We start from the raw sequence: 14130 nt of genomic DNA on the forward strand, positions 1-14130 counted from the left end.
GAGCCTAAAGGTTCCTAGCTTATTTTGCCTGCTCATCGTCCACGTCAACTAGTTTATGAACGGTGCCATCGTCAACGCGAACTTCAAAAATCCGCCCTTCATTCGTAAATGCAAAAATCCCACTATTAAAGTCTGTGTGTAATGATTTGAAGAAAACACCTTCGTACGTATAACCGTCAATATCGTCAAAATGAAGCTCATAGGTTCCGTCTTCTTGTTGAAGTAAAAATGTGTGGACGCCACGTTCGAAGTTCCAATCATCGGATTCCTCTGAACGTGCTCGTGGTACAACATGAAGGTCAGCGAATGGAGCTTTCTCAAGCAACTCATTAATAATGGACCCACCTAAAAGAGTAGCCCATAAACTCTCAACGACTTGGCCAATCATAATTTGAGAAGCTTGTTTCTCTTCTGCCGCTTTTGAAATAATACGTGAAATATCGTGAGCGCGAGATTTCTCGACGATCATGTCTGCATTAAAGTCATCGGCTAAATCTTTAAAAATAGACATATCAATTTCTTTATCGTGTTTAAATTCTTCTTCTGGAAGAGAGTCAAAAACTAGAATGGTTAATGGCGCATCCAGTTGCTTGGCAAGACTTGCCCCTCTTTTAATTAAACGACTACCATGATGACCATAGTTAACGCAAACTAAAATGTGTTCTTCCGTTCTGCTTGGCGACATGTTCTTTCACTCCTTATGTACGATAAGAAATAGTATACCCTTGCTCCTCGTGGTTAAAACGATCTTTTTCTTTTTAACATTGTTGAAGAAAAAGTTTCATATAATAGGTCAAACTGCTAAGCAGATGGGAGTGGCCTAAGGTGGATCGAGCAACAGAAAAATTATTTCCGATTGCTGAAAAAACCGTACATGGTACAAAATGGGGTTATATGAATCGTAGTGGAAGAACAAGGATATCCCTCGTATATGACCAAGCGTATCCATTTCAAAAAAATGGTTTGGCGCTGATAGAGCTTAATGACAAACAAGGGCTCTTGAATGAATATGGACGATTTATCGTCAAACCTATGTATGAATCAATTCAACCTTTTTCAGAGGAGAGAGCCGTTGTCCAAACAGAAACAGGATTTGGATTGATTGATGAAACTGGGCGAGTGTTAACGAAAAAAAGATATCAATATATTGGACAAATGAACGCAATGAGAGCGGTGTTTCAAGATGAGATGAATTATGGATATCTTGATGAAAAGGGCCAAGAAGCGATTCCGCCCATTTATGCAAATGCGACGGATTTTGAGAATGAAGGAGCGGTTGTACAGACAAAAGAAGGGCAATTTCTCTTGCTTGATCATACGGGGAAAATGTTATATACATACCCATTCCCATCTGTAGGGCAATTGAGCGAAGGTTTGATGTCATTTAAGAAAAAGGTAGATGGTAAAGAGGGGTATATAACGAAAACCGGGGCAATTGCAATTGATCCAACATTTGATACAGCAATGCCGTTTCATGATGGATATGCTGTTGTGGCACAAGAAAAGAACGGGCAGTATGCCTATGGTTTAATCAATAAACAAGGAAAAATAACGATTACACCAACCTATGAAGAGGTTCGTATGCTCGGTGAAGGACGGGTTGCACTTGGTAAGTTAGCAAATAGTTTTAATCCATTTGCTACACGATTTGCATTAGCCAAGGAGAGTGGGGAAGTATTAACTAATTTTAAATTTACAAATCTCGGACCCTTTCAAAAAGGAGTGTCGAGCGCTTCTGATGGAGGATCAACATTTTTTATACGACGTTCTGGAAAGCGAGCCAGTGATCTTCCTTCATTTGAAGGAACTGGTATATTAGAGTTTATTCACGGTTTAATTGCAGAACATAAAAACAATCGAACAAGATATGTAAAAGAAGACGGGACACTTATATGGGAAGAGCCGACAGAAGTTGTACTGCGTACACCATATAAAATAAAAGAAGAGTTGTATGAGCCAAATGTAGCTTATATCGTTTATTATCCTAAAATCGAAGGTATGTCGAATCAAGTAGAGCAACAAGCAATTAATCAAGCGTTAGCTCAGGATGCAGGTGTGCGACCAGTAACACAAGAGGAGCTAAAGGAAAGCACTTATTTCAGTGATTATGAAATTTTGTTTTTTAAAAAACATATTGTCGTCCTTGAACAAAGTGGTTATTTCTACCCTTATGGTGCAGCTCATGGTATGCCATCAAAGTTATATGCGGTTATTGATTTGAGAACTGGACATAAATACGCGCTGAATGAACTATTTGAAGAAAATAAAGACTATTCCATCGTTTTGAGTAAACTAGTTAAAGCACAAATTGAAAAAGATCCAGATCAGTATTTTATTGAAGAGTATAAAGGTGTCGATCCACAACAATCATTCTATGTTGATGAAGAGGCACTTTATTTAGTGTTTAATGTATATGATATAGCTCCTTACGTCATGGGATTTCCAACATTTAAAATACCGTTTCAAGAAATTGAACCAATAATTGATAAAAACGGTTCTTTTTGGCTTGCGTTTCATCGACAAGCCGTTACTTAAGATAGCTTTCAAGATTATATTCGTAAACAAAATGCCTCTAAGGTCTTATCTTAGAGGCATTTTCAATTCTATCCTAAGTCTTTTTTAAATTGAAAGTGTACGTGACCCAATAGGGATATTGTAAGCTTAACTGTCAACAAGTAAGAGGAGTGTATACCGGGTACGAGAACATAGTGAGAAAAATACCGTTAAAAATATTAGCACAGAAACGATATTGACCTCCATAACTTGCAATTATGTAGTAAAAGGGCATAAAATGCCAACAGAGGTGACTAAAAATGCTATTTGATACGCATGTACACTTAAATGCAGAACAATTTGAAAGTGATGTTGATGAAACAATTACTCGAGCTCGAGAGGCTGGAGTAAAAGAAATGATCGTAATTGGCTTTGATGAGCAGACTATTACCCGGGCAATAGAACTTGCAGAACAAGATTCTGATCTATATGCAGCGGTTGGTTGGCATCCCGTTGATGCAATTGATATGACCGACAACCATTTAAAATGGATTGAAGAACTTGCGGCACACCCGAAAGTAGTTGCTTTAGGAGAAATGGGTTTAGATTATCATTGGGACAAATCACCAAAAGAAGTGCAAAAAGAAGTCTTTCGGAAACAAATTAATTTGGCGAAAAAGGTGAAGTTGCCAATTATTATTCATAACCGAGAAGCGGACCAAGATGTAGTTGATCTGCTTGAAGAAGAAGGTGCTAACGAGGTTGGTGGCGTGATGCATTGCTTTGGAGGTAGTGTAGAAATTGCAGATCGATGTATCGATATGAATTTTCATATTGGTCTAGGAGGACCTGTAACGTTTAAGAATGCAAAACGCCCAAAACAAGTAGCAAAACACGTTCCGATAGAGCGTTTACTAATTGAAACAGATGCTCCTTTTTTAGCACCAGACCCATATCGCGGAAAAAGAAATGAACCTGCTTATGTTAAAAGAGTTGCAGAAGACATTGCTGATTTGAGAGGGATATCGTATCAAGAGCTTTGTGAAAAAACGCGAGATAATGCCAGAAAATTATTCCAGATAACACGTTAAAATAACAATTTATTGGATTAATGTAAGGAAAGTGGATAATTTTCAAAGATTACTGCTATATTACGTTTCTGTAACGTTGGTTGACACTGCTTATGTTCGTCTCTATAATTCGGTCGGTGAGGAGGGACGAACAATGAGCCAAATGTTTAATCGCCTGAGAACGGCAAGACATCCAGCAAGCCGCAGAGCATATATAGCAGTAATCCTTTTTAGTGCCATTATTCTTATTTTTTTCGGAATGTCTGAAATGACAAAAAAGGAAGTAACTGTTAACAGTGGTGGTGATGTATTAACTGTACAAACGCACGAAAATACAGTGGAAGAGCTTTTAGCAGGATTAGATATAGAAATTAAAGATCAAGACTTAGTGGAGCCTAGTATACATACCGAATTGGTATCTGATATGGAAATTGTGTATCAAAAGGCTGAAAAGGTAACAGTAAATGTAGGTAATGAAGTGAAAGCAGTGTATACAACAGAAAAGACCGTTCATGAATTACTGCAGGACCTTGGGTATACATACCGTGATGAAGATCACCTTATCCCAGCCGGAGAATCACCTATCGAAGAAGATTTATCTGTTTATTACACTCCCGCAGTTGAAGTGAAAATTGCGTTTGATGGTAAAGAAGAAAGCCATTGGAGTGCATCAGCGACTGTCGCTGACTTTTTGAAAGAAGCGAATGTAACGATAGGCGACGACGACCTGGTACAACCTGGTTTGAATGAAGAGTTACATGAAGGGCTTAGTGTCCAGCTTGTCCGTGTTGAAAAGGTCACCGATGTCATTGAGGAAACAACTGCCTATGAGACCGTTCGTGAAGATGATGATGAACTAAATGAAGGTGTAGAACGGGTAGTTGAGCAAGGAGAACGAGGTCAACGAGGGCTTCATTACAGCATCACACTTGAAGATGGTGTGGAAGTTGCCCGGGAATTAGTTAAAACGGAAGTTCTTAGTGATGCAAAGGATCGTGTTGTAGCTGTTGGTACAAAACCAGAGCAAGCGAAACAATATGTATCAGAAACACGTACAGCAAATGAGAATGTAACCCAAACGTCATCACAAGAGTCCGCTCCAAGTGAGGCAAAGGAAAACAACAAAAAGACGATGCAAATGGCGGCTACAGCGTATACGGCCGAATGTGATGGTTGCAGTGGTGTAACAGCTACGGGTATCGATTTAAATAATAACCGTAATCAAAAAATTATTGCGGTCGACCCAAGTGTGATTCCTCTAGGTACACGTGTACATGTAGAAGGTTATGGTGAAGCCATCGCTGGTGATACTGGTGGTGCAATCAAAGGAAATAAAATTGATTTACATGTTGCTACAAAAGAAGAAGCAACTCGTTTTGGGCGTAAAACAGTTGCAGTAACAATTCTGGAATAGAGTAAAGCGAGCCGCTAGGGCGGTCGCTTTTTTTTTATTTGTAAACGAGCTACAATAAGGTTGACTTTAAAAAGGACATTGAGCCGAAATCATTCATTATCAAGATTAACAACGGCAGGAATGAGGAAGTTTATGCATATAAAAGAAGTCATTATCGTTGAAGGACGCTCGGATACAGTCGCTATAAAAAGGGCTGTTAAAGCTGATACAATTGAAACAAATGGTTCTGCAGTTGGTGAGTCTGTATTAAAGCAAGTTGAACTCGCATACGAACGTCGTGGGGTTATTGTTTTTACAGACCCTGATTACCCTGGGAATCGAATAAGAAGGATTGTCAGTGAACGCGTACCAGGCTGTAAGCATGCCTTTATTTCAAAAGCAGATGCAGCAAAGCAAGGTCGTAGTCTAGGGGTCGAACATGCTAGTAATGAGGCGATACGAAACGCATTATTAGCCGTAAGAACGGAGAATGAAGAATCCTCCTATATGTCAACCATTACAATGGCTGATTTAATTGGAGCGCGTCTTATTTCTGGGACAAACGCCAGAGAAAGAAGAGAAAAGATTGGCGAAAAGTTATCAATTGGCTATGCCAACGGAAAAACGTTGTTAAAACGGCTACATTTATTTCGTATCACAGAAGAAGAATTCGGAGCAGCGATTAAGTGGCTAGAAAAAATGGAGGAAACAAAAACGTGAATAAAGATATTGCAACCCCCGCACGCACAAAAGCAATTTTAGCAAAACATGGTTTTCAATTAAAGAAAAGCCTAGGGCAAAATTTTTTGATTGATTTAAACGTCCTTCATAATATTGTAGAAGCGAGTGGTTTTTCAGAAACAGACGGTGTTATTGAAATTGGGCCTGGCATAGGTGCATTAACCGAACAGTTGGCTAAGAAAGCAAAAAAAGTTGTTGCTTTCGAGATTGATGATCGTTTAATTCCTGTTTTAGAAGATACACTATCTCCATATGACAATGTTGATATTATTCATAATGATGTACTTAAAGCAAACATTGGTGAAGTAATAGAGACTGCATTTTCCGCTACAGATGCTGTGCATGTTGTTGCCAATTTGCCTTATTATGTGACAACTCCAATACTCATGAAGCTATTAGAAGAGCGCTTGCCTCTAAAAAGTATCACAGTAATGATACAAGCTGAGGTAGCAGACCGAATTGCTGCAAGACCAGGTACAAAAGAGTATGGGTCATTATCGATTGCTGCTCAGTACTATGCTGAAGCAAAAAACATGTTAACAGTCCCAGCTACGGTGTTTGTGCCCCAACCTCGTGTTGATTCGGCAGTGCTTCGCTTAAACATACGAGAACAGCCAGCAGTTGATGTAATCGATGAAAAATGGTTTTTTAACGTGTTTCATGCTAGTTTCGCAAATCGTCGAAAAACGATTTTAAATAATTTAGTTCATAATTTAGCTGGGAAAGAAAAAAAGGAAGCTGTTCAGAAAGCACTTGTTGAAGCAGATATAGATCCAAAAAGGCGCGGTGAAACACTTTCTCCAGAAGAATTTGCAAAACTTAGTGACGTCCTCTATAGTGCGCTCGGAAAAGCAGGTAATTAATGGCACAAACCCCTCTATAGCTACATAAGTTACACAAGAGGGGGCAACGCTATGACAATTCAGGTTGGTGAGGTGGTGGGCCGACTCTCTTATAATTGCGATGTGCTTTTTCGTGTCCTGGCGGTTACAGGTAATTCAACAACGTTGGTAGGAGAAGAAATGCGCCTTCTTGCGGATGCGCCAATCGATGATTTAAAGCCCATGTCACTTAAAGAGAGAGAAATGAATAAAAGTCGTGTAAAGGAGCAGGAAGAGGTTTCCTATCGCTTGTTTCGCCAAGATGCAAAGTTAATGAAGCGCAGGCAAGAGTATCAAGCGGGTTCTGGATATGAAGAGTCACCACATTTTTTTGAAATGAGAGGACGTGTCCTTCATGTTGATGGTGATGCCAATTATTTGAATCGGTGTACAGAATTATATAACAAGCTTGGTGTGCCTGTTTATGGTGTTCATTTGGAGGAAAAAGAGATGCCTGCACAAATGACTTCATTACTAGAAATGGTTCAACCCGATATTCTTGTTGTAACAGGGCACGATGCTTATTCAAAAGCAAAGGGAAATAAAGACGACCTTAAAGCGTACCGACATACAAAATATTTTGCTGAATGTGTCCGGACGGCAAGAAATTCTATACAGAATCGTGATGGACTTTTAATTTTTGCAGGAGCTTGTCAGTCTCATTTTGAGACATTAATTCGAGCAGGGGCTAATTTTGCTAGCTCCCCGAATCGAGTGAATATCCACGCTCTTGATCCAGTTTATATAGCCTCACGCCTAAGTAGGACATCATTTACTGAAACGGTAAACCTTTGGGATGTACTTCGAAATACGATTACTGGCCAAAAAGGGCTCGGAGGAATTGAAACAAAAGGGTGTATGCGCTTAGGCCTACCATATCAAGAAGGACAAAATGAGGAAACGTCTCAAGATAGATGAGACGTTTTTTTATACATAGAAAAGTAAAGTATTGAACATCCTATAACCATCAAAACTTGACAAATTTAGACGTTGACAAACCTCTTTTGAAGTTGATATAATCAAAAATTTGACTTTTTTAAGAGTTGCTTGTATACTATATGTTAGTGAGGTGGTTGTGAATGGCAAAGACGTTAATTGACATTAAGCGAGCACTAGATGAAAATGTTGGAAAAAAGATTACAATTAAAGCTAATGGTGGGCGCAGAAGATCATCTGAACGTTCAGGGATGATTGAGGAAACGTATCCGGCTGTCTTTATTGTCAAACTTGATGAGAATCAAAATTCGGTTGAACGTGTATCTTATAGTTATGCAGATGTTTTGACCGAAACCGTTCAACTGTTATTAGCTGGTGAAAACGGAAAACAAGCAACCATTATTTGAGCATCTTTTTAGATGACTTTCTTTCCAACAAAAAGAAAGTCTTTTTTTTATACCTTTGTACATACTAAAAATGCTGGTTCTCCAGCAACATACAAGCAAAGGAGCGGGTTATCGTGAGCAGAAGACGTGGAATTATGTCAGATCGCTTAAAAGAGGAACTTGCAAAAGAGCTTGGTTTTTATGATACTGTGCAGAAAGAAGGTTGGGGCGGAATTAAGGCAAAAGATGCCGGGAATATGGTGAAACGCGCCATAGAAATCGCTGAACAAAACCTTCATAATTCTGACCGGTAATGGATTACACCGTGCTGCAAATCTGCAGCGCGGTTTTTTTAGGTTTAAATCCTTTTAATCCGGGAATAATGAAACTACTAATCTAAATGCGAAGGGGATAGAAAAAATGAGTTTACAAGAGTATATTACTGGAATTAATGAGATGCTTGAAGGAGCAAAAGAGATTGTTGATACAAATGAAGGAAATGAATAACCATAAATAACACCCCTTAAATTGATAAAGGGGTGTTATTTATTATTTATAACGTGCATTCTTGAAAAGGTGGTATGTTGCTCGTACAAGTGATAAAATAACGACAGCATATGCAAGTATAGAAGGTGACGATGTGAAATATTCAATAAAAGCGCCAGCAAAGATCAACTTGTCATTAGATGTTTTAAAAAAACGTGACGATGGCTACCATGAAGTTGAAATGATTATGACAATGGTTGATTTAGCAGATCGGATTGATCTGTCGATGAGAAATGATGGGCGTATTAGCGTCGACGTTTCGGAAGGGTTTGTCCCGAGTGACGAGCGTAATTTTGCTTACCAAGCCGCAGCCTTGTTAAAGAAACGGTTTAATGTAGGGCATGGTGTACACATTTACATTACAAAGCGCATTCCGGTAGCTGCAGGTTTAGCTGGTGGAAGCAGTGATGCAGCTGCTACATTAAAGGGACTTAATGAATTGTGGAAACTTGGTCTAACAATTGATGAATTGGCAGAGCTTGGAGCAGAGATTGGTTCAGATGTTTCGTTTTGTGTTTATGGTGGGACTGCACTAGCCACGGGACGAGGGGAACGCATTGAAACCTTGCCTGATCCCCCGCCAATGTGGGTTGTTCTTGCAAAACCACCTATTGGAGTGTCGACTAAAGATGTATATGGTGGATTAAATATAAAAACAGCTAGACATGCTAAGACTGCTCAAATGATCGATGCTCTGCATCGCCAGGATAGCGAAGCCGTTTTTTCTCTTTTGCATAATACCCTCGAGGATGTAACACTAAAGATTCATCCTGAAGTTGGGCATATTAAAGAACAGATGAAACGTTTTGGAGCAAATGCAGTTTTAATGAGTGGGAGCGGGCCAACAGTTTTTGGGCTTGTTGAAAAAGAGTCAAGAGTCAATCGGATTTATAACGGCCTGAGAGGGTTTTGCGATGATGTGTATGCCGTGCGTTTAATACGTTCAAGCGAAACTTGTCTAAATACGGATGAAAATGGTATGTTATAAGAAAATGATTCGGTTATAAGCGCGGAGGGATTATGAAAAAGTTAAAGCGTAGTGGGCGCCTCGTTGATATGACATATTTTTTGCTACAGCATCCACATGAAATTGTGTCGCTTACGCATTTTTCTGAAAGGTATCAAGCCGCTAAGTCTTCTATTAGCGAAGATTTAGTGATTATCAAGGAAATGTTTGAAGACGAAGGATATGGAGCGCTTCTGACAATACCTGGTGCAAGTGGTGGCGTGAAGTATATGCCTAAGATGAATCAAGAAGAAGCCGAGGACCTTATAAATAAGCTTGTACTTGATTTAAATAAACGCGAGCGTATTTTGCCTGGGGGATACTTGTATATGATGGATATACTAGGTAATCCAAAATTAATGCATGACGTAGGTAGGTTGTTTGCGGCTGTTCTGCACGATAAGCAAATTGATGCAGTGATGACCGTTGCAACTAAAGGTATTCCACTGGCTTATGCTGTTGGCCAGCATCTGGGTGTACCAGTCAGTATTGTTAGAAGAGACCACCGGATAACAGAGGGCTCTATGGTAAGCATTAACTATGCTTCAGGATCATCTGATCGGATTCAGACAATGACACTTGCGAGAAGGAGTTTAGCTCCTGGTTCAAAAGTGTTTATTGTAGATGATTTTATGAAAGCTGGCGGAACACTCCGGGGTATGGTTGATTTGTTAGAAGAGTTTGAAGCAGACCTAGTTGGTATAGGGGTTCTTGTTGAATCAACAGAAGTGAACGAACGGCTTGTTGATGATTATGTGTCATTAACGAAATTAACGGATGTGAATGTACGTGAGAAACGAATTGATGTATCAGAGGGGAATATCGTTAAGAAATTATACGTTTAATAAAATCGGGGGGAAATAACATGCAAATTGTTCACACTACAAATGCGCCGCAAGCAATTGGACCATACTCACAAGGAATGATTGTTAACAATATGTTTTATAGTTCTGGTCAAATTCCTTTAACAGCTGAAGGGGAGTTAGTGGACGGAACAGTAGAAGAACAGACGCACCAAGTTTTCGCTAATCTAAAAGCTGTTTTGGACGAGGCTGGATCGTCGTTAGAGAAAGTTGTAAAGGCGACAGTTTTTATTAAGGACATGAATAATTTTCCACAAATTAATGATGTTTATGGAACGTACTTTTCAGAACATAAGCCTGCTAGGTCTTGTGTGGAAGTCGCTCGATTACCTAAAGATGTATTAATTGAAATTGAAGTCATCGCATTAATATAGAAGAAAAACACCCTTTTCAATGAACTGTAACCCGAAAAATGGACACTTTAAAAAAGTCCATCTTTCGGGTTTTTTGTGTTCTTTTTTACAACAGACCCGTTATAATCAAATCAAATGAGAAGAACGGGGAATGAAAAATGAGTAAACGAATTTTTACTACCTTTGAACAACAACAGTTAGAGAGTCATCCATCTGTTCATCATGTTTCTGATCGTTCAATTAGTTATTCAGCCGATTTTAAGGTGAAAGCTGTTCGAGAAAATCTTTCAGGAAAAGGACCAACGGCTATTTTTCTCGATCATGAATTTGATTTAGAGGTCATAGGTTCTGATAAACCTAAAGAATGTTTAAAACGATGGAGATCGATCTATAAAAGCTATGGAGAAGAGGGATTTTATACAGAGCGTCGGGGGAAGGGGAGCACAGGGCGTCCTTCTTCAAAAGTCTTAACGGCAGAAGAAAAATTAAAAAAAGCGGAAGCGCGTATAGCCCTCTTAGAGATGGAGAATGATTTTCTAAAAAAGCTCGACGAACTAGAAAGGCAGGCGAAGAAGAAGCATTAACTCTATCAGAGTCGTTTCAGTTAATCGAACAAACCATTAGAAAATACCAGCTTAAAGGAATGGTCACCTTTCTTTGTGAAATGGCAGGAGTAAAACGTACAAGCTACTACGCGTGGTTATCATCTGAAGACAAGCGTATTCAACGTGAGCAATGTGATGAAGCAGATTACAAACTTCTTAATACCCTTTACGAACAAGGAAAGAAAAAAGATGGTGGACGTCAATTAAAGATGAAATTAGAGCATGATTATGGAGTAACGATGAACCTAAAGAAAATTTTCCGTCTAACCCGGAAGTTTCATATTCAAGCCACCATCCGTAGAAAAAATCCTTATAAACAATTGGCTAAAGCAACCCAAGAACACAAAACGTGTACAAACCTTGTTAATCGAAAGTTTGTTCAACTACCAGGTGCCGTCTTACTGACAGATATTACGTACTTATATTTGGCTGATGGAACAAAGGTCTATTTCTCATGTGTCAAAGACGGAACAACACGAGAAATAGTTGCGCATTATTTATCTACATCCTTAGGAATGAGCATTGTCTATAAGACTCTCCAGCGGTTAAAAGACGTTTCGGACGGAAATCTTCTCCCTGGTGCACTCCTTCATTCGGATCAAGGCTTTCATTACACACATCCTGTGTACCAAAAACGGGTAAAAAAACTTGGATTGACACAATCCATGTCTCGCAGAGGGAACTGCCTAGATAATGCATCAATGGAATCCTTCTTCGGACTTTTCAAAGATCACGTACAAGCTAAAGCGTGCAGGACGTTGTTTGAACTGAAAAGCAAAGTCGAAGACTTTATTGACTATTATAATTCTGATCGTTATCAATGGGGATTAAAAAGAATGACCCCGGAACAATACCGAGGTCATTTACTAGCTGCATAAAGGTTTTTTTAACTGTCTATTAAAAAGGGTACAGTTCACAAAAAGAAAAGGGTGTTTTTCTCTAATTGTACAAAAAAATTAGTAAAAAAATTTGAAATTTTAAAGGGGATTATCTATTTATCACGAATATTTTATACAGATTATCAATAAGAGAGGTGACTAACATGGAGATTACTGACGTTAGACTTCGCCGTGTCAATACTGAGGGAAGAATGCGGGCAATTGCATCCATTACAATGGATCAAGAGTTTGTTGTTCATGATATTCGAGTGATTGACGGCAATAATGGTCTATTTGTGGCCATGCCCAGTAAACGGACCCCAGACGGAGAATTCAGAGACATTGCTCACCCAATTTCCTCTAAGACAAGAGAAAAGATTCAAGTTGCTGTTATAAAAGAATATGATCGAGTTGGAGAATATGAAGACGCTGACAAATATGAAGAAGCTGGGGCTTCGTGAAAACATATGAGTAATAAATAAAAAGCCAGCCTGTAAATTTACAGGCTGGCTTTTTATGGAAGCTTAAATCAAGTGTGTAAAGACATGTCGATACCTTGAAATAGAGCCATTTTTAAAGTATAGTCTTAGTGATAAAGAAAGCCTGGAGGGGACTAATGAGCGGGAGATTTGCGGTTATTTTAGCAGCAGGCCAAGGAACTCGTATGAAGTCTAGACTTTATAAAGTTCTGCATACAGTGTGCGGAAAGTCAATGGTTGAGCATGTTGTAGACCAAGTTGCTGCACTTGATTTTGATCAAACTGCGGTAATTGTCGGCCATGGAGCTGAGCAAGTAAAAGAGACAGTGTCCAGAAATGTTGAATTTGTTTTACAAGAAGAGCAGCTTGGCACAGGGCATGCAGTGAAATGTTCAGAGCATTTGTTTTCTAGTAAAGAAGGCACGACGGTTGTGCTTTGTGGAGATACTCCACTTATTACTTCGTCTACTATTAAGAAATTAATGGAGGCGCACGAAAAAGAACAAGCAATGGCCACTGTACTTACGGCAATAGCGGAAGATTCAACGGGTTACGGACGTATCATCCGCAATGACGAAGGACAAGTGGAGAAAATTGTCGAACAAAAAGATGCATCTACGGAAGAAGCCACTGTAAAGGAAATAAATACTGGTATATTTTGTTTCGATAACCAAATGCTTTTTAAAACATTAAGTGAAGTGAAGAACGAAAATGCTCAAGGCGAGTATTACTTACCAGACGTTATTGAGATTCTTAAATCTAAAGGTGAAAAAATTGCAGCCTATCAAGCGGTTTCACTCGATGAGACACTTGGTGTAAATGATCGAGTGGCGCTTTCAAAAGCGGAAGAATTGATGAAGTTACGCATTAATGAATATTGGATGCGTGCAGGAGTTACGTTTATAGACCCGAAAACAACTTATGTATCGGCTGAAGCAAGTATTGGTCAAGATACGATTCTATATCCTAATACAACGATTAAAGGTGCGTCAATAATTGGTGAGGATTGTGTGATTGAATCTGGTTCAGAGATTCATACGTCCAAACTAGGAAATGGTGTCCACGTCCGTAATTCCCATATTATTGAGAGTACGGTTGAAGCGGGTGCGTCAATTGGACCATTTGCACATATTCGTCCTAACTCTGAAGTGGGTACGGATGTGAAAATTGGTAACTTTGTTGAGCTGAAGAAAGCGAAAGTGAGTGACCGTAGTAAAGTCTCCCACTTAAGTTATGTTGGTGATGCACTAGTAGGAAGCGATGTTAATATAGGTTGTGGAGTAGTGACAGTTAACTACGATGGGAAGAATAAACACCAAACAATAATAAAAAATGGTGCATTTGTTGGTTCTGGTTCGAATTTAATTGCGCCGGTTGAGATTGGCGAAAATGGATTTGTGGCAGCAGGGTCAACAATTACGGAAGATGTTCCTAAACAGGCGCTATCTATTGCTCGTTCAAGACAAGTTAATAAAGAAAACTACGTAAAATAAGAGTCCT

At 39.1% G+C, this 14130-nt stretch carries 15 protein-coding genes; 14 read left to right on the forward strand and 1 reads right to left on the reverse strand.

The annotated features are described in order from the left end of the window. Window positions 1-19: 19 nt before the first annotated feature. Complete coding sequence (locus tag BK584_RS14810) at window positions 20-685, reverse strand: universal stress protein (RefSeq protein ID WP_078393314.1); 666 nt, start codon at window positions 683-685, stop codon at window positions 20-22. 140 nt (window positions 686-825) lie between these two features. Between BK584_RS14810 and BK584_RS14815 the strand changes: the two genes are divergently transcribed. The 14 genes from BK584_RS14815 to glmU all read left to right on the forward strand — a co-directional run bounded on the left by BK584_RS14815 (window position 826) and on the right by glmU (window position 14123). Then, entirely contained in the window at window positions 826-2535 is a 1710-nt protein-coding gene (locus tag BK584_RS14815) for a WG repeat-containing protein (RefSeq protein ID WP_078393315.1), read from the forward strand. A 278-nt stretch (window positions 2536-2813) separates the two neighbouring features. Continuing rightward, on the forward strand, window positions 2814-3584 hold the full coding sequence (locus tag BK584_RS14820; RefSeq protein ID WP_078393316.1) for a TatD family hydrolase: 771 nt from the start codon (window positions 2814-2816) through the stop codon (window positions 3582-3584). A gap of 133 nt (window positions 3585-3717) precedes the next feature. Then, the gene (locus BK584_RS14825; protein ID WP_078393317.1) at window positions 3718-4977 is read left to right on the forward strand and encodes a G5 and 3D domain-containing protein; all 1260 of its coding nucleotides are present in this window, start codon (window positions 3718-3720) and stop codon (window positions 4975-4977) included. 132 nt (window positions 4978-5109) lie between these two features. Then, complete coding sequence (rnmV, locus tag BK584_RS14830; protein ID WP_078393318.1) at window positions 5110-5676, forward strand: ribonuclease M5; 567 nt, start codon at window positions 5110-5112, stop codon at window positions 5674-5676. Next, the gene (gene rsmA / locus BK584_RS14835; protein WP_078393319.1) at window positions 5673-6560 is read left to right on the forward strand and encodes a 16S rRNA (adenine(1518)-N(6)/adenine(1519)-N(6))-dimethyltransferase RsmA; all 888 of its coding nucleotides are present in this window, start codon (window positions 5673-5675) and stop codon (window positions 6558-6560) included. The genes rnmV and rsmA overlap by 4 nt, the downstream gene beginning before the upstream one ends. Before the next feature lie 51 nt (window positions 6561-6611). Further along, window positions 6612-7496 (forward strand): sporulation peptidase YabG, encoded by an 885-nt coding sequence (yabG, locus tag BK584_RS14840; protein WP_078393320.1) that lies wholly within the window; start codon window positions 6612-6614, stop codon window positions 7494-7496. Between the two features lie 161 nt (window positions 7497-7657). After that, complete coding sequence (gene veg / locus BK584_RS14845) at window positions 7658-7921, forward strand: biofilm formation stimulator Veg (protein WP_054707503.1); 264 nt, start codon at window positions 7658-7660, stop codon at window positions 7919-7921. Between the two features lie 113 nt (window positions 7922-8034). Further along, window positions 8035-8214: a small, acid-soluble spore protein, alpha/beta type gene (locus BK584_RS14850; protein WP_078393321.1), complete on the forward strand. Its 180-nt coding sequence runs from the start codon at window positions 8035-8037 to the stop codon at window positions 8212-8214. A 326-nt stretch (window positions 8215-8540) separates the two neighbouring features. Further along, on the forward strand, window positions 8541-9434 hold the full coding sequence (gene ispE / locus BK584_RS14855; RefSeq protein ID WP_078395655.1) for a 4-(cytidine 5'-diphospho)-2-C-methyl-D-erythritol kinase: 894 nt from the start codon (window positions 8541-8543) through the stop codon (window positions 9432-9434). 32 nt (window positions 9435-9466) lie between these two features. Further along, complete coding sequence (purR, locus tag BK584_RS14860) at window positions 9467-10297, forward strand: pur operon repressor (RefSeq protein WP_078393322.1); 831 nt, start codon at window positions 9467-9469, stop codon at window positions 10295-10297. 20 nt (window positions 10298-10317) lie between these two features. Then, window positions 10318-10689, forward strand: a complete 372-nt coding sequence (locus BK584_RS14865) for a RidA family protein (protein ID WP_078393323.1) — start codon at window positions 10318-10320, stop codon at window positions 10687-10689. 137 nt (window positions 10690-10826) lie between these two features. After that, window positions 10827-12151 (forward strand): IS3 family transposase gene (locus tag BK584_RS14870; RefSeq protein ID WP_139365623.1). Its coding sequence is split into 2 segments (ribosomal slippage): window positions 10827-11205 and window positions 11205-12151, totalling 1326 coding nucleotides; the frame shifts between segments, so codons are not numbered across the junction. Window positions 12152-12315: 164 nt separating this feature from the next. Next, entirely contained in the window at window positions 12316-12612 is a 297-nt protein-coding gene (spoVG, locus tag BK584_RS14875; RefSeq protein WP_054709739.1) for a septation regulator SpoVG, read from the forward strand. Window positions 12613-12767: 155 nt separating this feature from the next. Further along, complete coding sequence (gene glmU, locus BK584_RS14880; RefSeq protein WP_078393324.1) at window positions 12768-14123, forward strand: bifunctional UDP-N-acetylglucosamine diphosphorylase/glucosamine-1-phosphate N-acetyltransferase GlmU; 1356 nt, start codon at window positions 12768-12770, stop codon at window positions 14121-14123. Window positions 14124-14130: the final 7 nt, after the last annotated feature.

It is taken from the genome of Shouchella patagoniensis (assembly GCF_002019705.1).
Lineage (GTDB): Bacteria > Bacillota > Bacilli > Bacillales > Bacillaceae_D > Shouchella > Shouchella patagoniensis.